At 55.3% G+C, this 24562-nt stretch carries 20 protein-coding genes and 1 pseudogene; 5 read left to right on the top strand and 16 right to left on the bottom strand.

Annotation, left to right across the window (positions count from 1 at the left end):
* Positions 1-464 (top strand): annotated as a pseudogene (locus IE099_RS10050) (hypothetical protein); the annotation flags it as partial.
* Positions 465-811: 347 nt separating this feature from the next.
* Here the strand turns inward: IE099_RS10050 and IE099_RS10055 are convergent.
* From IE099_RS10055 to IE099_RS10085, 7 genes are all read right to left on the bottom strand, one after another.
* Complete coding sequence (locus tag IE099_RS10055) at positions 812-2560, bottom strand: HsdM family class I SAM-dependent methyltransferase (protein ID WP_189569798.1); 1749 nt, start codon at positions 2558-2560, stop codon at positions 812-814.
* 11 nt (positions 2561-2571) lie between these two features.
* Positions 2572-3996 (bottom strand): ATP-binding protein, encoded by a 1425-nt coding sequence (locus IE099_RS10060; RefSeq protein WP_189569799.1) that lies wholly within the window; start codon positions 3994-3996, stop codon positions 2572-2574.
* A gap of 70 nt (positions 3997-4066) precedes the next feature.
* Positions 4067-5251 (bottom strand): restriction endonuclease subunit S, encoded by a 1185-nt coding sequence (locus IE099_RS10065; protein WP_189569800.1) that lies wholly within the window; start codon positions 5249-5251, stop codon positions 4067-4069.
* On the bottom strand, positions 5248-5802 hold the full coding sequence (locus IE099_RS10070; protein ID WP_189569801.1) for a type I restriction-modification enzyme R subunit C-terminal domain-containing protein: 555 nt from the start codon (positions 5800-5802) through the stop codon (positions 5248-5250). The genes IE099_RS10065 and IE099_RS10070 overlap by 4 nt, the downstream gene beginning before the upstream one ends.
* On the bottom strand, positions 5748-7616 hold the full coding sequence (locus IE099_RS10075) for a DEAD/DEAH box helicase family protein (protein WP_189569802.1): 1869 nt from the start codon (positions 7614-7616) through the stop codon (positions 5748-5750). Before IE099_RS10075 ends, IE099_RS10070 begins: the two co-directional genes overlap by 55 nt.
* Positions 7617-8391: 775 nt before the next feature.
* On the bottom strand, positions 8392-9324 hold the full coding sequence (locus IE099_RS10080; protein WP_189569803.1) for a cyanophycinase: 933 nt from the start codon (positions 9322-9324) through the stop codon (positions 8392-8394).
* 138 nt (positions 9325-9462) lie between these two features.
* On the bottom strand, positions 9463-10401 hold the full coding sequence (locus IE099_RS10085) for an oxygenase MpaB family protein (RefSeq protein WP_189569804.1): 939 nt from the start codon (positions 10399-10401) through the stop codon (positions 9463-9465).
* A 789-nt stretch (positions 10402-11190) separates the two neighbouring features.
* Between IE099_RS10085 and IE099_RS10090 the strand changes: the two genes are divergently transcribed.
* The gene (locus IE099_RS10090; RefSeq protein WP_189569805.1) at positions 11191-12801 is read left to right on the top strand and encodes a leucine-rich repeat domain-containing protein; all 1611 of its coding nucleotides are present in this window, start codon (positions 11191-11193) and stop codon (positions 12799-12801) included.
* 23 nt (positions 12802-12824) lie between these two features.
* Positions 12825-13214: a hypothetical protein gene (locus IE099_RS10095; protein WP_189569806.1), complete on the top strand. Its 390-nt coding sequence runs from the start codon at positions 12825-12827 to the stop codon at positions 13212-13214.
* Here IE099_RS10095 and IE099_RS10100 read toward each other — a convergent pair.
* The 4 genes from IE099_RS10100 to metK form a co-directional block, all read right to left on the bottom strand.
* Complete coding sequence (locus IE099_RS10100; RefSeq protein ID WP_189569807.1) at positions 13211-14191, bottom strand: YheT family hydrolase; 981 nt, start codon at positions 14189-14191, stop codon at positions 13211-13213. The two genes, IE099_RS10095 and IE099_RS10100, sit on opposite strands and share 4 nt — an antisense overlap.
* A gap of 192 nt (positions 14192-14383) precedes the next feature.
* Positions 14384-15790 carry an adenosylhomocysteinase gene (ahcY, locus tag IE099_RS10105; RefSeq protein ID WP_189569808.1) on the bottom strand — a complete coding sequence of 469 codons (1407 nt, stop codon included), beginning with the start codon at positions 15788-15790 and terminating at the stop codon, positions 14384-14386.
* 97 nt (positions 15791-15887) lie between these two features.
* Positions 15888-16244 carry a four helix bundle protein gene (locus IE099_RS10110; protein WP_189569809.1) on the bottom strand — a complete coding sequence of 119 codons (357 nt, stop codon included), beginning with the start codon at positions 16242-16244 and terminating at the stop codon, positions 15888-15890.
* A gap of 52 nt (positions 16245-16296) precedes the next feature.
* Positions 16297-17496, bottom strand: coding sequence for a methionine adenosyltransferase (metK, locus tag IE099_RS10115; RefSeq protein ID WP_189569810.1), 1200 nt, complete (start codon positions 17494-17496; stop codon positions 16297-16299).
* A gap of 64 nt (positions 17497-17560) precedes the next feature.
* Here metK and IE099_RS10120 point away from each other — a divergent pair, with 64 nt between their 5' ends.
* Positions 17561-18484, top strand: a complete 924-nt coding sequence (locus tag IE099_RS10120; RefSeq protein ID WP_189569811.1) for a metalloregulator ArsR/SmtB family transcription factor — start codon at positions 17561-17563, stop codon at positions 18482-18484.
* A gap of 31 nt (positions 18485-18515) precedes the next feature.
* Here the strand turns inward: IE099_RS10120 and IE099_RS10125 are convergent, their stop codons facing one another.
* Positions 18516-18824 carry a Dabb family protein gene (locus IE099_RS10125; protein ID WP_189569812.1) on the bottom strand — a complete coding sequence of 103 codons (309 nt, stop codon included), beginning with the start codon at positions 18822-18824 and terminating at the stop codon, positions 18516-18518.
* A 47-nt stretch (positions 18825-18871) separates the two neighbouring features.
* Complete coding sequence (locus IE099_RS10130; protein ID WP_189569813.1) at positions 18872-19375, bottom strand: peroxiredoxin; 504 nt, start codon at positions 19373-19375, stop codon at positions 18872-18874.
* Between IE099_RS10130 and IE099_RS10135 the strand changes: the two genes are divergently transcribed.
* Positions 19374-20456 carry an FAD:protein FMN transferase gene (locus IE099_RS10135; RefSeq protein ID WP_189569814.1) on the top strand — a complete coding sequence of 361 codons (1083 nt, stop codon included), beginning with the start codon at positions 19374-19376 and terminating at the stop codon, positions 20454-20456. The two genes, IE099_RS10130 and IE099_RS10135, sit on opposite strands and share 2 nt — an antisense overlap.
* Positions 20457-20539: 83 nt before the next feature.
* On the opposite strand, the gene IE099_RS10140 is transcribed toward IE099_RS10135, so the two are convergent.
* The 3 genes from IE099_RS10140 to IE099_RS10150 all read right to left on the bottom strand — a co-directional run bounded on the left by IE099_RS10140 (position 20540) and on the right by IE099_RS10150 (position 24138).
* On the bottom strand, positions 20540-20683 hold the full coding sequence (locus IE099_RS10140; RefSeq protein ID WP_189569815.1) for a hypothetical protein: 144 nt from the start codon (positions 20681-20683) through the stop codon (positions 20540-20542).
* Positions 20684-20889: 206 nt separating this feature from the next.
* Positions 20890-21369, bottom strand: a complete 480-nt coding sequence (locus IE099_RS10145; RefSeq protein WP_189569816.1) for a hypothetical protein — start codon at positions 21367-21369, stop codon at positions 20890-20892.
* A 333-nt stretch (positions 21370-21702) separates the two neighbouring features.
* Positions 21703-24138 (bottom strand): autotransporter-associated beta strand repeat-containing protein, encoded by a 2436-nt coding sequence (locus tag IE099_RS10150; RefSeq protein WP_189569817.1) that lies wholly within the window; start codon positions 24136-24138, stop codon positions 21703-21705.
* Positions 24139-24562 lie beyond the last annotated feature (424 nt).

Here is a 24562-nt window from a genome sequence, read left to right on the forward strand (position 1 = left end):
AAGCGGGTTATTATTCACACAAAAACTACGTTTTCGTGACCAGCTTTCCGTCCCTAAAAATCAACGAAATGTGGCTTAATGCAGTGCCATTCTGGACTGACCCCTTTCACTCGTGCGTCGGCATCGGTGGCGACCCCATCAACGGCACCTCCCACCTCGACATCGTTAAGATGTTCAACGACGACGAAGAGACCGAAGCCATCATCTTGATTGGCGAGATCGGCGGCGACGCCGAGGTCGAAGCGGGACGTTGGATCAAAGACAACTGCAAAAAGCCCGTCGCGGCCTTCATCGCCGGAGCGACCGCGCCTCCCGGACGCCGCATGGGTCACGCCGGAGCCATCGTTGGTGGCGAAGACGACACCGCGCAAGCCAAGAAGCGCATCCTCGCCGAGTGCGGACTCGTCGTCGCCGAAACCCCCGCCGACATGGGCCGCTCGCTCATGGAAGCCTGGGGCAAGTAAGCACCCAACAACCCTTCACACCCAAAACGGCGGCCTCGAAAGAAGCCGCCGTTTTTTTTGGACCAAAGCAACCTCTCACAAGGTCCGGAGCGCGGGTCTTCAGCCCGCTCCACCGATTCGTCAACACAACCTCAAGGCCTTGGTTGACTCTTGAAGTTCTAACCCGTCCAAAAAGTTCCCTAGCGCTACTGAAAATGCAAAAAGCAAGACTCCACAAAAGAACAAGTGCGAAAGGCAGACACGCCTCTCTACTAGCCCTATCCATTGTCGAAATGTTTGGGTGTTTCGCTTGCCCGCTTTTCTGACCCTTCCCTTTGGTCCTGCTCACTGTTCTGTGAACGATCAAACTATCCTTTCTTCAGCCCCTGCAAAGCCGCTCGAATCTTCTCCCCTTCTTTTGCAATGACCTCCAACAGTACTTCCGGCGAACGTTGGTCTTGCTGCGAGACAGCATTGGGGTTAACCGCTTTCAAATCATAGACCGTAAGCTCAATAGCCTCGGCCCGCTTGGATTCCTCTCGCCCTGATTTGACCAACTCTTTGTGTTCTTTCGCGAGAGACTCGATTTCTTCCCTCGGAGCCTTAGCCTTCTTGCGAACCTTGATTTTCTCATTGAGCTTTTCGGCTTCTTGACGAATTTTTTCGGCCTTTTTGTAAAATGGCAGCGCATCAGCTGTCGCCTTTTTCCGCCTAGCTGCGAAGTCTATCGTCCAGCTCCGCTCGCTCTCGCCCCTCTTGGGCAAAAGCTCAAAGAACTCCTCAAAGCGCTCCAAAGTGAAGGGAGTGCGCTTCCCCACTTTGACGTCTGACAAGTCGTAGTAATAGATTTTCTCCGTCGCCTTTCCTTTCTGAAAGAAGAGCAAGTTCGTCTTCACCCCCGCACCGGCACCTGAGAAAGCCCCACCCGGAAGCGACAGGATGCAATAGAGATCACACTCGTCTAACAGTTTACGTTTCGTTTTCACGAAAGACTCCTCGTTAGTCCGAAAAAGGAGCCCCTTGTCCAGCACAATTCCACAGCGTCCTTCGGGCGCGAGGCTATCGATAACATGCTGCAAAAAGAGAACCTGCGTCGCCTTGGTCTTGAAGGCAAAGTTCGCCTGAGCATCGGTGCCCTCCTTACCCCCAAAGGGCGGATTGGAAAGAATGACGTCGAACTGAGGCGGCGCATCCGCGAAGAGGCCTTCGTATTGCGCATCACCTGTCAGGGTATTGCCATGCCAAAGCTGAGGAAAGTCAATGCCATGCAACACTAGGTTGGCGAGGGCGATGGGATAGACCAAGTTCTCCTTCTCACGACCAAAGAAGGTTCGGCTCTTCAGTTGCTCCATATCACGAGCATGACTCACCTTCTCATGATTCGGCCCCGTCATGTGCTCGAAGGCCTGCGCCAAAAACCCTCCCGTTCCGCAGCCCGGATCATAGACCGTTTCCCCAATCTTGGGGTCGATCACCTTAACAGTCGCCCGAACAATCTCGCGGGGGGTAAAGAACTGCCCACCATCGCCCGCCTTATCGCCGAGGTCTGCCAGCAGTCCCTCGTAAACTTGCGAAAGCGTGAAGACGTGTTGGTCGTCCACTTGGTCAGGATTGATGTCGTCAATCTTATCCAAGACATCTAAAAAGTTACGGTCGGTATCCACGCGCACCCGTTCCACTCCGGAGAGAATCTCACTGATAATCTTCTGCCGCGAAGTCGCTCCCGACTGATTGCGCAAATCCTTCAAGTGAACGATAAGCTCATTGTTGACCCACTGCTTGAACTCGTTGACCTCGCCCTCAGTCAGTTCCTTGCGCTTCCAACCCGCGTCGCCCGCAGTGATATCTTCATTCTCATCCGGAGTCGCCGCCCAGTCCTGCCAACGGTAGGGACTCTGCAGGCTCGGGGTAAACTCCAAGCCTAGGACCGCCGCCCGCTTGGCATCCTGTTCTTCCAAGACATCAAGAATGCGCAGAAAAAGAATCCAGGTCAGCTCGGGGACATAGTTCATCGCTCCCGAACAATTCGAGCGCCGCATGATATCGCAGGCGCCGTAGATCTTATCGTCGAAGGAAGCGAGGGAGAGCGATTTTGAGGATTTTGAAGATTTTGACATTGAGAAACAGATTAGAGGGAAAGCCAGTAGCAAGCCAAAGCGGCTGGAACGGCTAGAATTCGGGAGTTCTTATTAGACCACTCATCCAGAATTCGAAAATCCTCCCAGCGACGAGTAATAACATAACCATGCTCGATACCATTTTTTTCAAGAAACTGGCACAGGCCTTTCAGCTTCCCAGGGGTCACGGCTGCATCCTGATACTTCACCTCGAAGGGCACGATGCGAGCTCCCACTTCGGCTACGAGATCGACTTCCAGCTCTTTCGTTTTTTCCCGCGAATAGCTGAAGGTAGGTTGGTCGGCATAATAGCGAGTGAAGACATGCTTGAAGAATGCGGTCTCGACTGCGGCCCCCAAGCGCTTGGGTTCCTTCAGCAAGCGACGACCGAGTAACAGAACCGACCCGGGCAAGGCCGCATCGGCCAGATAGACCTTAGTCTTTCCACGCAAGATATCCTTGCCATAGCCATAGGGCCGCAAGCGGTAAATCAAATGGGTGGACTCGAACAGATCGAGAAACTTGGAGACCGACTCCCGGGTAATGCCATCCAACTCGCGCGAGATCGCCGCGATATCTAGAATGCCTCCGTCGTGATAGCAGAGATAAAGAAAGATTTTCTCCAATTCAATAATCCGCCGCACCCCGTAGAGCGCAGTCATATCTCGCTTGAGAACCTTATCGACAATATCCTCCCGCAAGAGCCGCTGACAACGCGTCAGGTCATCGGTGAGCGCGGGTTCAGGGAAACCACCTCGCAAAAGATACTCATGGAAGTGCGGCACGAGGGCCTGTCCCTGTCGGGTTGCGCGTGCAAAGTCGCCCGCCGACCACTCAAAGCAATCGATGAGAGAACTCACTACCGGCACAGGATCAAGCTCGACCTGACGAAGGCTCAAATACTCGCCAAAAGAAAGCGTCGGCAGCGGCAGCGTCTCCCATCGTCCTACCCCCGATTCAGTGGACCCATCACGCAGAGGGCTCGCTGAACCCGTCAAAGCGATGCGAAGGTGGCTCTTGAAGTCCACCTGATGCTTCACCCAGACCTGCCAGTCATCAACATATTGAATTTCGTCGAGAAAGAGCCACTGCGTGTCCCCAGCCTTGGTTGGAAAAAGCTCTGCCCAGGCCGCCAAGGTCTTTTCCAGCCCTGCGAGCTTGAGGATGGGATGGTCGAAAGTGGCGTAAAGAATCTTGCTCGGCTCCACCTGTTTCTCGCTCACCAGCTGACGAATCAGCTGCCGAAAGAGAGTCGTCTTCCCGGTCTGGCGCGCTCCGCTGAGCAAGAGAGCCCGCTTGGACGAGCTCATCGCCCAAGCCCGCAGCCGCTTCATCGCGGTCCGCTCCCAGTCGGGTAAGTCGCCACTGCTCTGCTCTGACCACCAAGGATTGAACTCTTGGAGAACAGCAAAAAGCTCTGATTTAGGAATATCCACGCTTAATTTCCGAAATTAAGCCTTTTACACTAGGCTTAATCAACTGAATTAAGTGTATTTCTTTCGATTTTTACCCAAAAACGCCCCGGAGGACCGCCGCAGGGAGGGCTTGGATGGCTTTGAGCTGGGTTTGGGCTGCTTGCAGGGTTTCCCGCTGAGCAGCTAGCTGGTCGTCGAGCTGAGTGACAACGGCTTGTTGGGTAGCGAGGTCGGGAAGAGCGAGGTGCATGTCCTTCGCAGCCGGCACATAGATTGTTTGATGAATCGCGCCCGATGCTTGGGACTCCAAATAAGATTTCGAGCATCGAAAGGCATGAAGCAAAAAATTGGGCAATAGAGAGTCACCGCAAATCCAGTTAAAAAAATGCTGACTGGTTGCCATGTCTCGCCCAAGCAAAGTGGCAAAGCCAACCACCACATCGCGCGAAAGAACAACCGTATTTTTTGGAAGAATTCGCGCAGAGGAATTTGCAATGCCTAGCTCGTTCGGATGGTCACGAGTATCAAGAGCGACCAACCCGTCTAACTTACGAATATCAGGTAGAGCAATCCATGGAATATCACCACCCCACCACTCGGGGTGACGGCGGCTGGGGGTGTGACCAGATTCGAGCCGGGCGACATCGAGAAGTCGCTGCCATCGCCAACCTTCCGGAAGCGAATCACTCGGATAACCAATGCGAACAGGTGTAGTATCAGGAAAGGCGGCCCCAAGAAGAGAGCGCTCCAGTGCTTTAGCTGCTTCGACTTGTCGCTCAGCCGCAGCTCGGGCGATTTCAATAGAGGCAAGCTGTTCATCGAGTTCCGCGGCGATGCGTTTTTGCTCGGCGAGAGGTGGGAGGGGGATTTGAAAATTTCTAAGTTTTTCTCCTGACAAATTCGGAAAGGTAGATCCTGCACCATTGTTTAAAAAGTCTCGTGCTAAATACTGAGTCGTATGAATCAGAAAGCGCTGGTCTGATATATCAACACGGGCTCGGATAGCTGCCAAACCGCGACCTATACAGTAAACAGAGTCAGCAATATTTTGCTTCCCAAGAGTATTCCCCCGCACGCAAAGGAGAATATCTCCACTTTCACAAAGCTTTGTTGGCAAAGTTGTCCACTGTGTTGCAACAGGAGAGGTTTGTGTAAACTCCGTGGGACCATTTATCAACGGGGTCCCAACTTCCAAATCGTTGTAACTCGATCCTGGTGGACTATGACCCATCTCAATAATCGCTATACTATCTAAAGACACACGGGGATACTTCATGCTGCAAACAACCTCCGTTTCGCTTCCGCAACCAGCTCTCCGGGATGTTCTCCCAGCGCGTTAATTCCACCGGCTTGTTTGATGGCGGGGACGTCAAAAATATCTTTCAGCTCCAGACCCTCGGTGCCATTGGCCACGAATTGATGCACGATGGCGAGGAGGACTGCTTCCGTGTTTTGACCCAAAGCCGCGAGCCACTCGGCCTCGCGCGCCGCGAAGAGTTCGGCGCGATGTTGACGGGTGAGAGCCGGGCTTTGGTAGGCGAGGTGCGCCAGCACGTCAAAGAGATCGAAGTCGTCCATCTTTTCCACAATCCGAATCCGCTCGGGGGCCGAGCCTGCTTCCGGCAACTGCTCGATAAGTTCGCTGCGGCGCGTGGGTTCGATCCATTGCGCCAGAAAGGAGGCTAAATCAGGAGCTTCCGCCAAGAGCGCTGCCGCCAAGCGGGCCTTGTAATCCGCCAGCGAGACCGGCATGGCCTGCCCATCCACCTCGGTCAAGATGGAGTGCCCCCCATCGCGAATCTCCACCGAGATGCCGCGCGCTTCCACATAGGTTGTGCCACCACCGCCGCCGCTCTCGCCCGTTTCCCCGGAAGGCGGCGGAGAGATGAACCCTTGTCCAAAAAGCCGGGTGGCATTGGTGTAATCCCAGACATGGAACATGAGCTTGCCCGAGGCCCGGTCAATCCGTGTCCCCCGCCCCACCATCTGATAGAAGGCGATGGGCGAACGGAGATAGCGCGCAAAACAACATTGCGAATGGCCGGGACATCGACCCCGGTAGTAATGAGGTCCACCGTAGTTGCAATAAAGTGATGCGTGCCCGCGCCCTTGAAGTCGGGGAGCTGGTCATTGCCGCCAGACGCACTGGTGCACTTGAAGGCATAGGGCTCGCGTCGAGCTTGTCCCGTCGTTTTGCACCAGTCCGCGTAGCAATTGTTGAGAGCCCGCGCGATGGCTCCCGCGTGAGCATCAGAGGTGCAGAAAATAACCGATTTTTGCAGCGGTCCCCCACTGGCGAGCAAGCCTCGAAAGAAATCCTCCGCCAACTCCTGAACGCGCTCGGGGAGAAGAAGAAACTTCTCAAAGGATTGGGCCCGATAGTCACGCGGCAAGTCAGCGTCATTGATGACGCCGCCTGTGCGAGCATCGGTGAGAACCTTTCCGCGCAGCTGGCTCCGCCGCAGGCCGGTTTGCTCCTCGGGATCCGGCATGTGCTCCAGGAAGATATCGCGCTTGCGAATATCGCAGGCCGCTAGGTAGCCATCCTCCATCGCTTGCGAGAGGGAGTATTCATAGACCGGCTCACCGAAGTGCTTGATGTTATCGGCGGCGATTTTCTTCTCCTGCTCGTCATCGACGTCCTTGGTCTTCTTAGCAAGTTTGATTTCGCGCGGAGTGGCGGTGAGCCCGATTTGGAAGGCGTCGGGATTCCTGTCTAACACCTCCGACCATTTCCCCCAAGCCGAGCGATGGCACTCGTCGATAATGATGTGAGAAAAGTAGTTTTTGGGATAGTGGGTGGTTAGGAAAGAAGAGTCGTCATCATCGTGATCAACCCCAAGAGTTTGATAGGTGGCGATTAAGATGCGGGCATTCTTCTCAGGTCGTCCACTCTTCACCTCCGCAGCATTGCTTCCAAAAACAGAACGAATCGTTCCTGCCCCTTGTTCGCGCAATTCCTTGCGGTCACAAATGAAGAGGGCTTTCCGCAACACCCCGGCGTCTGCCAAGCGGCGTAAAAGGTGGGCCGCAAGGAAGGTTTTTCCTGATCCAGTGGCTAACGAAAGAAGAGCCCGATTCGATTCATTGGGCTTTGCCATCCGCTCGAAGACTGCCCGAATCGCTGCGTCCTGATAGTAACGTCGCTGACTCTCTCCGCTGCCATGATAAGGGGTCAGAAGAGGCCGCGCCGCCGGGTCGGTGAGCTGGAAACCCATTCCAGCCTCGTAACGTTGCCAAAGCTCCCCCGGAGTCGGGAATCCGGAAAGAGGCCGCGGCTCGGTTTCTTTGCCGGTAAAATGATCGAACTCCACGAAGAGATGACCATTGGTCGAAAAGACAAAGGGCACGTGAAGAACCTTCGAGCGAGAATAGCCTTTCGACTGCTCCAACCCATGAGCAGGCAACTTGGCTTCAGCCTTAGCTTCCACGATAGCCACCGCGACAGGTTGCTCATCCTTCGCCCCAGGCAGACGCAGCGTGTAATCGGTGCGACCTTGGCGTGACTGCACCGGCTTCCCCTCGATAATAGCGATGCGACCCGCTGACTCCTCACGCCGAAGATGAGCCTCCGTCCAACCTCGCTCTTTGAGAGCAGGGTCGATGAGTTTGGCTCGGGTATCGGCTTCGTTGAGAGACACAGTTATTTACGAACAAAGTCTGCCAGAACATACCAAGAGAACAAGTCCCGAGCTACCTCCCTCTCAAATTCACTTTTCTATCGCAAAATGGGGCTTTCCGATCTTTTCGAAGAATTTAAGAAGGGTTCGGCCCATATTAAGAACACCTAGTAAAAAGACAGTCCACTTTTGGAATAGCCTCGAAACTTGAACACGCTAAAAGTAAAGGGATGAATCCTTTAAGAATCAGGCTGCACATTTTCCTTCATCGCCCCTTTCTTATCTCACTATCTGTAATCGCGGCGTCCGGATATTTTGCAATTGTATCTATAGGTAATCACAATATCACTTCGTTGAAGTTCGAGGGCCCCCTTAAGCCGCTTGTAGAGCCAATTTCAGACTATTTTAGCAAGAGATATCACAAAGCTGCGTTGGGCTTTGCAGCAGCTGTGTTCTCTGCAGGCTGGCTTTACGCGGGAAACCACGCTCGAAAGCTTAATCGTATAGGCTAGGGATGAAGGCACGGTAGTCTTCCCTATGGAGGACAAAGTGTCCGAGTCGAGTTTTGGACTCGCTCTGGGGAGCGTTTTGGTCTCGTCATAGAGAATACGCGACCAGAAATCGGCTCTTATTATCTAAAACGGCCTTTTTGAATAATAAGGAGAGCTGGGGAATGGTTTTATTATCCGTTTGGAGAATAAGGCCGTGAACTGTTCATACTTCTGGAGATTTTCCTCCGCCCCCACTCTCCACACCTTTTGGAATGCGATGGGGAGTGTCTTTCCCCTATTCCCCATCACTCCTCAATAACCTTGCGAAGCTTCAGGTCATAGGTGGTGCCGGGCTGGAGGGTTTGGTAGGTCCAGGAGTCTTTGTCGTCCTCCCACTTCTGGGGGTCAAAGAGATAGACCTGCCCCTTGCCGGTGACGCGAAACTGGTTCCGGGTGACGGTGATGGCGGTGCCTTGATCGATCCCGATTCCTAACAATTCAAGAGGTTCGAGGTCCTTGTCCTGCAGTTGGGATTTTTTCGCGCGAAACAACTCCAACAAATCCTCTTCCCTCCCCCGCTCCTCCACGTGGACATCGAAGGCGGCGTTTTTGACAAAGGCTAAACCCTCCTGATGCTTCTGGTCGCCCAGGATTTGGCGTCTGGTGTAGTCGCCCCGGGTCATGAATGAGGACTGCACTTGGGCCCCGGCCGAGGCGCCGGCAATCACTCCCCCACGATCCAGCAACCTCTGCATAGCGGCAAGGGTTTCGGTCCCCAAGAAGGCATCTGTTAGAAAACACTGATTCCCCCCAGTGATGTAAACGGCATCGGCGTTGTCGAGTTGTTGATAGAAGGCGGGAGTGTTGGCTTCCTCTTGGGACAAGGTGTAGAGCTCGGTGACCTCCTTCAGCCGGAAGATTTTCTTAAGGCCACTCACGGTGCGATAGGGAATGCCTTTCTGGAAGTCGGCCTTCCTTCTTTCCCCTTGAGGAGTGGTGATGACCCGAATCACCGGCTGTTCATCGCCGGAAGCCTTTTTGGCCAGCGCCACAAACTCCTGATAGTTCACGTTTCCTCCCCCATGAATGAGAAGCACGCCTTTTTCCGGCCCCGTGGTTTCTCCCTGCAGCAGGCCCGCGAAGCCGAGTAAGATGGCCCCGAGACAGGCGAGGCGAATCAGTCCGTGGATCCTGGTAGGAGTTTGTTCTTTCGAGAAAGTTTGAGAGAGGGCGGTCATGGGAAAATCAGGGTGAACGGGGGGCGATGGAGGGAGGGGCCTTGCGGAACGGCTGGAGTGATAGCACTGTTCAAGCCTCGAGGGAACCTCCCGAAGCGAAGTGCTTTTCCCAGCTGCATGAGAGGGATGAAATGGAGGTCAGCAAGGCCGGCGGATGATCTTGCCATCCTTCATCACTCCGGCGCGGTGGAGGCGTTCGATGGCGGCTTCTTCGATGGGGGTCTCGGGGCCGATGGCTAGGCGGATGAGGGTGAGGAGATTCCGGGTGATGGGCTGGATGATGCGGAGCGAGGGATGACCGAGTCCGATCATGTCTTGATACTCGCGCGGGAGGGAAGCGAGGGCCGCTTTGAAGAGAAAGTGGTAGGCGGGCAGTGAGGTCTTCGGGAGGGGAGGATTTTTGATGAAGCTGATGACCTCGCGGGTGGCATCATTGACGATGAGCTCGGGGCGGTAGCGATCGATCTCGGCGAGGAGTTCGTCCTCGGACATGGGGACCTCGGTGAGACCCAGGGGGATGACGGACTGCGACCAGAGGCGGATATATTCGTCCGCCCCACCCGGGAGGGCGCGGGTGGAGTAGAGTTGGTGGCAGCGGAGAAAGGAATCCATGAAGGCGATGTGAACCCAACGAAGGAGGTCGGGGTCGGCGGCACGGTAGGGGACGGTCTTTCCCTCTGAATCTTGGTAGGTGCCCTTCACGCGCTGGTGCATGGTGTTGACGCGATCCGCTTCGCCGGAAACCGCGGCAGTGGAGGCAAAGGTGGTCATGGTGAGCCAGCGGATGGTGCCGGAGAGGCGACCAAGGGGCTCGTCCTTATACCGGGAGTGCTGCATGACCCCGGTGAGACTGCCGGGATGGAGAGCCTGCATGAGAAGGGCGCGGATACCTCCGACGAGGGTGGCCATGTCGCCGTGGGCAATCCAGGGAGCTTCATCGGGGAGATAGAGGCCGGGCTGATCGCTGGCGGCGACGTCGGCGAGCCAAGGAGGGACGCCCTCGGGATCGCCGGTCAGCAGGATGCGAAAGCGCTTGGAAAGAATTTGCTGGATGGCGTTGTTTCGGGGGGCAGACATCTCGCTATGGGTCTCTCAAATACACTCGGAATGCGAATGAGCAAGAGGAAGAAGCTCCCAGCCAATACTGCGCCGAATCGAGAGGAGGGCTGACAAGGTCTGAGGCCTCCCCCGCCATCTTCCCTGAGATGATTGTTGGAGGTGAGCGCGAAACTTGCTGAGATTGCGAAACTCGATGTGCGTGGACGTTCCTTTTTGAAGAAATTCCATTCTATGAAAAACGTAAGGTGGCTCGACTGCTCGGTGAAAGCGCTCATGGAAGGTTGCATTTGAAGTCGCACGAACTTGCGGGTGAGGTTCTGATGGTTCTTCGGGAGCCGCAGCAACTCTTGCTCTTTTGCTCCCCACCCTTCCCGGTCGGAGGTCGTCGCCGACAGATCGGGATGACTTTTTCGTACGGCATCTTCAGCGATGAGACGCGCTACCTTAAAGAGCTCGTCACCCAGTCTTGCTAGAAGGGGGAGATATGTGTTTAATGACCCGAGGATGATGCGGATGTTAGATAGGTATCTTGAGAGATGGACTTTCGCCTCCCTTGGGTTCTTTTGCTTCTGGGCGATATTGGGAGGGGCGGATGCGGCACCGCGAACTTTTCAAAGTACCGAAGGGAAAGAGTTGGAGGCCGAAGTTGTGGCGGTTCACGAAACAGAGGTCGAATTGAAGAGAAGCTCTGATGAAAAAATCTTTCGTCTGCCATTGGTCCGTTTGTCGGAAGAAGATCGGGAATGGTTGCTTGCCTGGGAGAAAAGACAGGAGCCAGATCTTCCTCCCCCGCTGGTCTCTCATCCCTTGAATTGGACGAGACTTTCCATTCATGCCCCGAAGCTGGATTGCCACTTTGGTTTTGAAGGACTGATCCCGGCAGGATCCTCCTATCAAGAATTTGAAAGGCACGATTGTTATCTGCACAAAGGAGCTTGGGTTCGAGTGGGTGGGGGATTGAAATTTGGAGTCGACACGCTAGTTCGCTACGATGGCAACTCGGACTGGTTGCTCACTGCGGATGAGAAAGTTCTCCGTCTTCGCAGTGGGTTTGAGGAGCACTCACGGGTAATCGGATTTCGTTGGCATCCACGTTTCGAAGACGAGGATGCCATTGCTCAATATCGAAACTGGATAGAACAGGGAGCGACGGTGCATCTTCACTCCATCCACTTGGAAGATGGATCCCTGCGAAGCACAAAGCCGGTCTCGATGGTTCTCGATGCAGTGTCCAACGATTTTGACTGGTCTCTCTTGCCTGACAGTTTGGAGGCTTTGCAGGTGAATACTTATCAAACTGATTTGAATCTGGAAGGTTTGGAAAGACTTTCCCAATTGGAATACCTTCAGATTTATTGCCGCGAACTGCAGGGATTGAGCACCTTGAAGAATTGTCCTCGCCTTGAGACCCTGAGCCTCACCGCATTCTTGCAGGAAGAGGAGATCCCCTTTCTAGCCGACTTGGAGAATTTACGCTTCCTGGGATTCAACGAAAGAACTGAGGAATGGTTTCCCAGAGAGATCTTTGACTGCTTGAGCAAGCTGACGAAATTGGAAGCGGTTCACATGGGAGTTCACAGCTCGGAAAACAAGTATGTTCGTCCTGCTATTGCTTTTGCCAATTGCCCCAATTTAACCAGTCTCCGTATCAATGAAAAATTCTATCAGAAGGGGGAGTTTCTCAGAGTGTTTCCGCGACTTAGTAGTCTTGACTTGACGACGAACCGGGTCAAGCCAGAGCTAGTTGAAGAGTTGATGGCTCAAGGTCAATTCAGACACTTGCAGGAGTTGACGGTGAGCAATGCCTTTCCCATCGGAGACTTGCCAAACTTACAGAAACTCACCGTGAACTTTCGAACCGGAACGTCTTTCAAGTCAATCGGTCAGCTCCCCTATCTCGATACCCTCACCCTCTATGGAGCTGGTTTGCTGGAGTTGGAATACCTGCTCGATAATCCCGAACTTCGAAAAGTCAGGAGTCTAACTATCAAGACAAACGGAAACTGTGATTTGGATCTTCTAACCGGTCTCCCGAACTTAAAGGAGTTGAACTTCATGTCTCACGATAGCGAAGTGCTGGACCTGACCCAGTTTGACAAATTGGAATCACTTAAAGTGACTTACAGTCCAAAGTTGAGGTCCTTGTTGCCTCCCCGGCAGCTTCTGAAGTTGGAAATCGACTCGGCCGACAATCTCAATTTGGAGCAAACGACCGAGTTGCCCTATCTCCAGCATCTCAATGTATCCTTCTCGAAAGGAATGACTTCGCTAAAGGGTCTTGGAAAGTGTGAAGAATTGAAGAATCTCATTCTGAGAGCCTGTCCCCAGTTGAACGATTTCAATGGTTTGAACGAGATTGAGTCTCTTATCAATCTGAGGATTGAACGGTGTGGGGAACGGGAGAATATGAGACGATGAAAAGGAGCTTGTCCCCTGTTAAGATGCCTGGGACTTCACACGCTCATTTCCCTGAGCAGATTGTTGGAGGTGAGCGCATCGTCGACTTCCTGTTCGGCCTTTGCTGGTTCCTTCCCGGGCTGTCTCTCATCGCGGCAGCCTTCGCCGGGACCACATTGATGGTGCTTTCAGGGACAACCTTTCTTGAGCAGGTCCTTCTTCTGCTGGGCGTTGGCGCGGCCTTTCTCCCCTTCCCTCTGACCTTGGGTTGCGGGCTCTTTGCCGCCCATCTGCAGGTGGCTCGAAGCTCGGGCCGAGCTGACACTTTGTTGAATAAAGCCATCATGAAGAAGGCGCTCTCCTTTTGGCTCATCCAGATACTTTTCGCGCCAGCAGTTGCCTTGGTTGGAAGCATCTTCCTATCCGGTCTCTAGGCGAGCGAGTCTGAGGAAGTGGAAAGGAACTGCAAGGCCCGCCGGGCCATCCACGGGGACTGACTCCTCGAAGTGGCAAAGCCGACATGGCCGCCTCCGTGAGTGACCTCGAGGTGGAAGTGATCGCTGCTTTCGGCCTCACGGTGAGGATAGCAATTCGGCCCGAGGAAGGGATCGTTGTCGGCGGTGATGAGGAGCGCCGGGATCCGAATCCGCGGAAGAAAGGGACGGGAGCTGCTCTGCGCCCAGTAGTCTTCGGCATCTCGGAAGCCATGCAAAGGCGCGGTGTAGCGGTCGTCGAACTCGCGGAAGGTGCGAATGCGATCGAGTCCGGTATCATCCATTTGTTCGGGAAAAAGGGCGTGCTTGGCGCGGACTTTTTCGGCCAGGCTTTTGATGAAGCGACGCATGTAGACCTCGCGATTGAAAGCGGTGTCGAGCGCTCGGGATGAACAAGCGAGGTCACACGGAACCGAATAGGTCACCGCCCGCCCCAGACGGGAGGGACGCTTTTCTCCCTGCTCGCCCAAGTATTTGAGAATCATGTTTCCTCCCAAGCTGAAGCCGACCAGATCGATCCGGGTGGCGGAGTGGCTGCGACAGGCGTGCTCGATGACTTCGCCCAAGTCGCCCGTGGCCCCGCTGTGATAGAAGCGCGGCAAACGGTTCATCTCCCCACTGCATCCGCGATAGCTCCAGGCCAAGACATCCCAACCTGCGGCCGCGAGGGTCGCCGCCATTTCCTGAATGTAGCTCGCTTGCCAATCGGCCTCCAATCCATGGCAAAGAATCACCAGCTTCTCCCGTCCCTGACGATGCCATTGCAGGTCCAGAAAATCGCCGTCGGCGAGCTCGATGCGCTCCTTTTCCCGAGTGATGAGCGGAGCCTTCCGGCACAGGGCCGGCACAATGGTCTGGAGATGTCCTCCCGGCAACCAGAAGGGAGGCCGGTAGGTGGATTGGGCAACGACAGGCATTGAAAAAGTGATGGCAAAGTGGGGAAGGTTCCTCCTTATAGCCAGTCAAGAAATTGTCCGCAGCCGATTCGACTGGCACTTCATGGCTCACGCTCCACCCAGCGCAGGCGAGACGCCTACGCTCCTTGACATAAAAACGGCCTCTCCGAGGAGAGGCCGTCTTCATTGTGTGTGTGGTGAAATACTAGAGACCTAGTAGCGGTAGGCTTCGCCTTTGAAGGGGCCTTCGGGCTTCACCCCGATGTAGTCAGCCTGCTCCTGAGAAAGCTTGGTCAACTTGCAACCAATCTTCTCGAGGTGGAGACGAGCTACTTCTTCATCAAGGTGCTTGGGAAGAACCTCAACGCCGATGGGGCGGGTTTCGCGCGTTTTCCAAAGCTCGATTTGAGCCAAGGTCTGGTTAGTAAAGCTGTTAGACATCACGAAGCTGGGGTGGCCGGTAGCGCAACCCAGGTTCACGAGGCGGCCTTCAGCCAACATGTAGATGCTGTTGCCAGCAGGGAAGGTGTATTTGTCGACCTGAGGCTTGATGTTGAGGCGGACGACGTCGGGTGCGTTGTCGAGCTTCTCCATCTGGATCTCGTTGTCGAAGTGGCCGATGTTACAAACGATGGCCTGGTCCTTCATCTTCTCCATGTGCTCGAAACGAATGATGTCGAAGTTGCCAGTGGTGGTGACGTAGATGTCGCCCCAGCCGAGAGTGTCCTCGATGGTCAAGACGCGGAAGCCTTCCATCGCCGCCTGAAGAGCACAGATGGGATCCACCTCAGTGACTACCACTTGCGCGCCCTGGGCACGGAGAGCTTGGGCACAACCTTTACCCACATCACCGTATCCGCAGACGACACCGACTTTACCGGAAATCATCACGTCAGTGGCACGCTTGATGCCGTCGATGAGGGACTCGCGGCAACCGTAGAGGTTGTCGAACTTGGACTTGGTAACAGAGTCGTTGACGTTGATGGTCGGAACGAGGAGCTTGCCCTCTTCGTGCATCTTGTAGAGACGGTGAACACCAGTGGTGGTCTCTTCGGAAACGCCCTTGAGCTCCTTCATGAACTCATGGAAAACGCCGGGGCGGTCTTTGCCAATCTGCTTGAGGAGGTCCTTGATGACCTGCTCTTCCTGAGAAGAAGCGGGCTGGTTCACCCAGTCGGAACCGTCTTCCATCTCGTAACCCTTGTGCAAAAGAAGGGTCGCGTCGCCACCGTCATCGACGATGAGCTGCGGTCCCAAACCGCCAGGGAACTGAAGCGCCTGCCAAGTGCACCACCAGTATTCTTCCAAAGTCTCGCCCTTCCAGGCAAAGACAGGAGTGCCAGTGGCAGCGATGGCCGCCGCAGCGTGGTCCTGGGTGGAGAAAATGTTGCAAGAACACCAGCGCACATCGGCACCGACTTTCTTGAGGGCCTCGATGAGAACCGCAGTCTGAATGGTCATGTGAAGGGAACCCATGACCCGAACTCCGTCGAGGGGCTTCTCTTCACCATACTTGGCCGCGACCTGCATCAAGCCGGGCATCTCGTGCTCGGCAATATCGAGTTCCTTGCGACCGAACTCGGCAAGGCCGATGTCTTTTACTTTGTAATCTTCGCTCATTATTTTTCTTTTTGTGATCTGTTATTGTTAGGGGGTCGGGAGGTGTTGTGGGGAGAAGACGCGAGACTTCAAGACACAAGACTCAAGACCTGAGTATCTATTCGGGAATTTTGAGGGTTTTGCTGAGGCCTTGGATCATGTTGCTGATCTCTTTGGCTTCGGTTGTTAGTTTCTTGGTGATTTCGGGGTCGAAATAGCCGGCCTTGGTTCCGATAAAAAGTTGCGTTCGGAGTTCGCCGGCTGAGCCTTTTGCGATGTTGAGAAAGCGTCTGAACTCTTTGTCCGTCTCGCGCTCTGCTCCTTCAGCTATGTTCGAAGGAACCGAGATGCAAGAACGAGCAATTTGATCTCTCAGCGCCCAAAGCGTCATCCCTTCAACCAACTGCAAGACCTCGACCGAGAGACGGCAAGAACGTTTCCAAACCTCGAGTTCCTCAAAATGATGATGACTCATGGTTCTTGTGTCTTGTCTCTCGCCGTCTTGGGTCTTTCTCCCAGCGAAGCCCTTAGGCTCCTACTGCCGATTTGAGATCTGCCACCTTGTTCGTCTCTTCCCAAGGAAGCCCCGCATCTTCGCGGCCGAAGTGACCGTAGTTGGTGGACTTGCCGTAGATAGGGCGAAGGAGGTCGAGTTGGGAGATGATGTCGGCGGGCTTGAAGGAGAAGACCTCTTGCACCGCTTTCTCGATGGCCTCTTCGGAAACAGTATTGGTTCCGAAGGTGTTGACGTTGAGACTGACGGGGTGCGGATAACCAATGGCGTAAGCGGTCTGGAGCTCGACCTCGGTGGCAAGTCCGGCGGCCACGATGTTTTTCGCGACCCAGCGGCACATGTAGGCTGCGGAACGGTCGACCTTGGAAGGGTCTTTTCCTGAGAAAGCTCCGCCCCCGTGACGTCCCATGCCACCGTAGGTGTCGACGATGATTTTGCGTCCGGTGAGACCAGCATCACCTTCGGGTCCGCCAATGACGAAAAGGCCGGTGGGGTTGATGAGGAACTCGGTGTCGTCAGTGAGAAGATCGCCGGGAAGAACTTTGTCGATGAGGTCGCGCTTGAGGAGCTCACGAATCTCGGGCGTGGTGATTTCGGCCGCGTGCATGGTGGAGACCACCACGGCGGTGATGCGGTTAGGCTTGCCGTCGACGTATTCAACCGAGACCTGAGTCTTGGAGTCGGGGCGCAACCAGGTGTGAACGCGGTCTTTGCGAAGCTGGGTCAGAGCCGAACCGAGCTTGTGCGAATAAAGTACGGCCGCGGGCATCAACTCGGGGGTGTCGTTGGTGGCGTAACCGAACATGATGCCCTGGTCGCCGGCACCCTGCTCGTCGGTGTCCTTGTTTTCCGCCGCAGCGGCATCAACCCCCTGCGCGATGTCGGGAGACTGACGGCCCAACAGGTTCATGAAGAGCGCGCCCTTCTCGAACTTGCAGTCATAGGAGTAAGGAGTGCCTTCGGCGTAATCCTCGTCGTAGCCAATTTCCTTGATAGTGTTTTTCACCACTGCGCCGTAGTCGAACTCGGCGGAGGTAGTGATTTCGCCCGCGAGACCAACAACGTTGTCCTTCACAAAGGTTTCGCACGCAACGCGGCTGTCCTTGTCCTGCTCGAGGCAAGCGTCAAGAACCGCATCGGAGACGGTATCACAAACTTTGTCGGGGTGACCCTCGGTCACGGACTCGGAGGAAAAAATAAAGGTCTTGGCCATAGCTTCTTGATTTTGGTATCAACGAATCGTGATTCGTTGATGCAACGATTAAGCCGCTTTTCCCATGTCGTCAATCCTGAACTCCCTCAAACTCCTGGCCGACCCCACGCGCCTGCGCATCTTGCTCCTGCTCTCCCGCGAGGCTCTTTCGGTCGCGGAACTGCAGGAAATTCTCGCCATGGGGCAGTCCCGTATTTCGACCCAGCTGGCCCAGCTGAAAAAGGCGGATCTGATCACCGACACGCGCTCGGGCAAGAGCAACATCTATCAGGCGACCCTCCCGGAAAAGCTCGAGACCCTCGCCACCGAGGCCGCGCTGGAGCTCCCCGAGCACAAGTCCGACCTGCAATCCTTGAAGCACATTTTGCGCAAGCGAAAGGACACCACGCGGGCCTACTTCGACCAATTGGCGGGAAAATTTGGCAAACACTACGTGCCGGGCCGATCATGGAAGTCCTTGGCGGAAGCGCTCCTAAAAATCCACCGCTACGAGGTAGTGGCAGACTTGGGGGCGGGCGAAGGAACGGCGGCCCAGCTCTTTGCCCAACGAGCGGCGCAAGTGATCGCGATCGATAACTCGCCGAAGATGGTCGAGTTCGGCCAGGACCTGGCAAAGAAGCACCAGCTGCCCAACTTGGAATTCCGGCTGGGGGAAATTGAAGAAATTCCCATCGCGGACAACAGCGTGGACCTCGCGCTCCTTTCGCAGGCTCTGCATCATGCCCAGAATCCGGGCAAGGCCCTGACGGAGGCGCACCGCATCCTCAAGCCGGGCGGGACGCTGGTGGTGTTAGATCTGCTGCAGCACAGTTTCGAGCAAGCGCGGGAGCTCTATCACGACTTGCACCTGGGGTTCTCCGAGATTCATCTCGGAGAATTGTTAGAGAGTGCGGGATTCAGCAATCCCACGACGACCATCGTCGATAAGGAAGAGCAGCCCCCCCACTTCCAGACCCTCCTCGCGGTGGCGGAGAAGGGTAAGGGCTGAGCGGCGATGCGCTGCTCTAACTGGACGCGGGCTAGTTGGCTTCCTGTAAGTCCATAACCTGCACGCGGCTCCACCAGGACTTGAAGCTATCCACGAAGACATCGTGATCGGGATGAGCCTGATAGACATCGTGGTCGGCCAACGAGTCGAACTTCACCGACAAGGCATAGTCCCAGGTGTTCTCCGTCACGGGACGGACCGCAGTCGGAGCGGGGGTCGCCCAAGTGCCGCCGGCAACTGCTTTGATCTCGAAAAGAGCCTTCAAACCGCCCTCAAAAGCCGCGCGATCTTCGGGGTTTTTCTTATCTTCGTTCAGCCAGAAATAGACATGGTGTTCCATCGCCCCAGTGAAGAAGGGCCATTGGCGTTTAGCAAGACGGATGTGTTTTACTCCTTGGCTAAAACCGCCAAAACATCAGCAGCTTGCTGCTCGGTGGAGGCTTTCAAATCCCGCCACACCAACTTGCCGTCTTTAAAAAGATAAGCCTGCCGCTTGGCGAACCCCATTCCGGCGGGAACACCGAAGGCGGTGACCACCTTCTTGGATTTGTCCGCCAAGAGGTCAAAGGGAAGAGTGTATTTTTCCGCAAAAGCCTTCTGATCGGCCACGCTGTCAGTGGAGACTCCGTAGACTTTAACCCCTTTGTCGGTCAACTTGGCGTAGGCATCGCGCAGGGAACAGGCCTGCTTGGTGCAACCGGGGGTGTCGGCTTTGGGGTAAAAATAGACGAGAACCCAACCTGTCTTCGCTGCTTCCGCGAGGTCGACTTGCTCGTTCTTCTGGTTTTTCACCTTAATCTCGGGCATGGGTTGACCCACTTCCAATTCTCCCGCTTGGACGAGACCGGACATTGCGATTAGACTGGACCAGAACGCGATAAAACTTTTCATGCCGACACCTATACGCCCAAAGAAGAAGAAAGCAAAAATCTTCCTGTTTCTCCTTCTCCTCATCATCGCGGGCGGAGCCGCCTTCCAATATTACCGGAGCAAGAATCCCGAAAAGTTCATCGAAGAAGAACGAGTCGTGGTGCTGGAACGCTTTCAAGCAGAGCGTCCCCTGATGGGTACCCTCTTCTCCATCACCGTCTATGCGGAAACTGCGGAAAAGGCCCAGAGCGCGATGACCGAGGCCTTTACCCGGGCGGCCACTATCAACCAAGTCGCCTCGGACTATCTCCCCGATAGCGAGCTAACCCGCTTCAACGGCACTGCGGCAGAGGAATGGTTCGTGGCCAGCGACGATTTCCTCACCATGGTGGCCTACGGACTGGAGCTCGCCGACCTGACCAATGGCGCCTACGACCCCACCTTGGGAACGCTGACCCATCTGTGGAGGCGCACGAAGGAGGCCGGACAACTGCCCAGCACCCCCACATTGGACGAAGCCCGAGCGATGGCTGGATGGGAAAAAGTCGAAGCAGACCTGAAGGAAAACCGGATTCGCAAGACCGTTGATGGACTGAGGCTGGATCTGGGTGGGTTGGCGAAAGGCTATGCTGTGGATGCGATGTTAGAAGTCTTCCGTGCACGAGGCCTTCCACACGCGCTGGTCGTAGCCGGGGGCGATGTGCGGTGCGGACTCGCCCCACCCAACAAGGAGGGATGGACGGTCGGGCTCAAGGACTACAACAATGAACTCAACGAAGTGATGACGCTGGAAGATTGCGCGGTCTCCACCTCGGGAGATGTTCAACAGTTCGTCGAGATCGATGGTCGGCGCTACTCTCACATCGTCGACCCGAGCACTGGCCTCGGCGTGACGGACTCGCTCATGGCAACAGTGGTGGCCAAGAACGGCCTGATGTCCGACCCGCTTGCTACCGCAGCCTGCATCGACCCTCGCTTTTTTACCGAGTTGTCAGCCGCCACCGACATTCACTCGCGAATCCTGAGCAAGGATCAGCAACAGATTTCGCCCAAGTTTCCCTCTGTGGTCCCCCTCAACACGCAGAAACCTGAATCAGAGTAGTCCGGAGCCCCAGTGATTCTTACGGGTGCCCGGCGTCGAAAGTTCGGAACGATGAAAGTCGGGACGCTCGCGCCCCAATTGGACTAGAAGATCTTCGCTGAGGTCACTTCCCCGTTGTCCAACTCGAAGTTGATTCGGTCGGAACGAAGGTCCTTGGTCATCCGGAAGCGCTCCATGTCCTCGCGCACAATGCGGGGCTTGAGCTTGAGCTCTCGGGCTTTACTCATGGCCTCCTTTTTGGTCAGTCCCAAGAACGAACGCGTGGGCCCGTCGTTGAGGGATGCCACTTTTTCCTGAGGCTCAGACTCTTTGGACGCTTGCGTTTGGCAAGACTCCAAGAGGAAGAAGGCGAGAACAGATGATAAGAAAAAGCCGGACCTTACTGGCCCGGCCTTTGGTGAAAATTTCACAAGGAAAGTTCTTAGAGCTGGCCTTAAAGCTGACTGTTGCTGGTAGCACCGTCGACGAGAACCTTCATTGTTGGGATGGTTCCCAAGTGAGGCTCACCAGTTCCACCTTGAGCGGTGGCACGGCTAAGAACAGAGATTGGTACGATGCCACAGCAGTCAGGAGTAGCGCAGAACTTGGAACCACAGTCACCGCAAGGAACTTCTTCGCGGATAGTCTTAACGACTGGGCGACGCACGGTGATGGTTTCGGTAGTCATGCCACCCTTACCGCCTTTGGCGCTTTTTCCTTCGACGACGATTTGCTCCTCAACGTATTCGGTGACTTGCTTTTCAACGTAGCGCTGACCTTCACATCCCTGATGAGGGAAAGTTTGCTTCTTGCCGCAATCGTTGCAGTTCTTGAGCTCGACGTTCTTGCCGCAAAGGCTAAATGGGCTGCCGCAGCAAGAAGTGAAGACGAATGCAGCGACCAGCGAGGTGACGATGAGTGCGAAATGTTTCATGGTGTGGGGCACATCGTAATTGGAACTGATGAAGGGATGCAAACAAATTATGACGGAAGAAAGAAAGAACCCGTCAGCTTTCCTGACAAAGGCGCAAGGTGAAACAAATTCAAGGGATTGCCCCCTCATTTTCAGGGCTTCCAGCTTTCCGATCAACAATGCCTCCGCCTTCAATTCTGGAATATTCCACCCCCTGGGGAGGCGACCTGCGAATTCTATTCTCGCTATCGCTGTAAAATTAGCTTCCGAGATCAAAAAAAAATCCCGCACCCGACTACCAATCCGGCGAAGGATGCCGAAGGGAGCCGGGGCGGGATGTTAGACTCGCGCGGATTAAGGATTCGTCGCGCGAATCCGTCCGAACAACTTGCCATTCACTGCGTTGCTCGCTGGGATCGCGATGCTTACTGAAGTCTCCGTGCCAGTAACTTCAATCGAAGTCCATTCTTCCAAGTCAACCGACCACTCCACGAACTGGGTCGTGGAGCCGATAGACTCCGCCACCCGGTTGTAGGCGATTGTTAGATTGGCTTCATCCAGAACGAAGGTCGGCAAGACCGCGGGATCCGCGACCATAGGGTCTCCGCCGAGAATGAATTCCAACCCATTTTCCAAGCCATCGCTATCAGCGTCGTCCTCGAAGCCAGCAGCTGCTCCCCCGGTGATGTTGGCGGTCGCCCAAGCCTCGTAGGGGTTGGAGATGACCGTAGTCAGGGTCACCTTGCTATCATCATTGTAAGAGATGGCAAAGGTGTTGGGCCCGACGTCCAAGGTGCCACCCTCGGGCAAACCTTCGAAGGTTCCAGTCAGCGAACCACCGGAGTAATCGATGATTGTCAGCTTTTCTCCCAAAGGACGCTCCACGGCGGTACTGGCCGCATCAACGGTCAGCAGGAGAGCTCCCGAACCAATGGTGACCGAGCCGGTGACGGTGGTGATGGCACCCGTCAGATCCAAACTATCGAAGTAGTATTGCAAGCGACCATTGCTCTCCAAAGTCAGCCCGCCGATGCTTGCGCCGCCGACGCTGCCCAAACCGGCACTAAAATAGCCCGAGCTTTGCACCGTGACCTCAGACACCAGACTCCCATTCACCCGGAGAAAGCCGGCTGAAACAGTCGTTGGACCGGTGTAGGTGTTGGCTCCACCCAAAACCAGCGTCTGCGCCGAAGTCTTCGTCAACGACCCCGGGCCGGAGATCACCCCATTGTAGGTCACCGACCATGCCCCACTGGGAGTCGTGGTCTGAATGGTGCCTCCACCATTGCCTAGGGTGATGAGACGGTTGGCATTGATGGCGAAGCTGCCTCCCGTTCCCGAGGCCAAGTGCGCTCGCAGAGTTCCGCCATCGAGAACGATTGCATCTGCAGTGGCTTCGGCCGGAGGAGCCCCCAAACCCAAGTCATCACTAATCATATAGGTTCCCCCCGTCACGGTTGTGGTTCCACTATAATTGTTGAAGGAACCCACCATGTTGAGGGTTCCGGCTCCGGTCTTTACCACGCTCAAATTATTGAAATCATCGGTGGAATCCAGGGAGGGGTCTCCAATCCTCCCGGAGAAGGCACCGCCGTTGCTCACCGTCAGGGTCGCGGGCGTTGCGGAGCCGTTGACCACCTCGGCTAGATTTGAGCCGCTACTATTCAAACCAGCAACTGCCTGGTCGAAGCCATTGAGCGCAAAGCTCGCAATGCCTGTGCTACCGCCAATGGTCAGTGAGGAGGCGGTGGAGAGTCCATCGGTAATACCCAATTTGATAGTTCCCTCGCCGATCCCGGTTCCCCCGGTGTAATCATTGATCCCCGTGTTGCTAATGGTCAAAGTACCATCACCAGACCGAGCCAAGCCGCCTGCTCCGGTAAGCCGACCGCTTCCAACGAACTCATACGTTGGAACCAAACCTCCCGAAGTGTTGGCCACACTCACCACAGCCGGGCTCAAATCCCCGACCAGATTCACCCTGCTGCTATCACCATCAAAGACCTCGTCAAAGAGGACTGCTTCTCCGTCAGTGAACGATGCCGAGCCCGCGTTCCAGTTGCTCGAGACCGAATCCCAGTCAGCGATCCCGTCCGTGCCACCGTCCCCGTGCCACACGGTTCGGTTCACCGAGCCAGCCACCGTCAAACGGGTTGTCGTCGACCCTCCCACCGTCATGGTGCTGCCGTCTACCCGATTGCGGATCAACGCCGCAGCATTGGCCGCCCCGGTCTTGATACGCAATGCTCTCGGGGTATCGGGCTCTTCGATGGCCTGAATGTAAAAGTAGAATCGGAATGAGTCCGCCGCTTCCCAAACCAATGGAGCATCGAAGTTCACATAGTATTCGTCCACGCCGGCGTCCGCCGAGGTGAAGCTGACATCCACCGTGCCCAGAAGGGTCTCGTTGTCTGCTCCATCGAAGGTATCATTCTCGCCACAGCTGTAGAACCGAATGCGATGGGTCGCATTCTGGGTATTGTTGGTGGCGTCGGTATCCGGCTGGTTTGCCCAGATGGGCAGGGCGATTCCGGTAAACTCGATGCGGTCATCGAGTTGCCAGCCGCCATTGATTTCCCATCCCCAGGTGGGATTCCCGGCATCGGCGTTCATATCGCCGTCGCCGATGGCGGCTTCGTCCACAAAGGTCGTGGCCCCCGCTCCTCCATTCGCCAAGAGCAGTTGGCTGCCGGAGCCCCTGTTGTATCCCTTGACGTACTCGGCGGCTTGGGCAGCCGTCGTCGCAACGGCAATCACTGCCGTCGTTCGTAGTATATGTTTATAATTCATGGTGTCTTGTGCTTGAATGCCGGCTTCCTTGTGTTGCTTGAAAAGGAAGCCACGGGACGTTCGATGGCCAGAAAGGCGAGAAAACCGTTGGTTCTTCGGCCTTGAGGACGCGCGAAAATCCCAGCCAGACCATAAACAAGACATTCCACTGATTCTTTACGACTATGCCTTCACCCTATTATATGAGTCATTCCGTTTGCTTTTTCAGATATCTATGCGGCACCTAGCAGAAGTCGCCGCGAGGGAGAAAAAGGACCGAAACGCATTACCAGCGATGGGGACCCATCCAAGTCACGGCCCACCGGAAGAGCGCCTTCTCTTTTGACTATCAAACACTTGTTAGCAGTCCGCAAATGTGTCGTCTCGCGCCCTGCACAAGCCACCCCGCCATCCTTTTCGCGGGAAGCAAAACACCCTCCTGCGA

The organism is Roseibacillus persicicus, assembly GCF_014651675.1.
Lineage (GTDB): Bacteria > Verrucomicrobiota > Verrucomicrobiia > Verrucomicrobiales > Akkermansiaceae > Roseibacillus > Roseibacillus persicicus.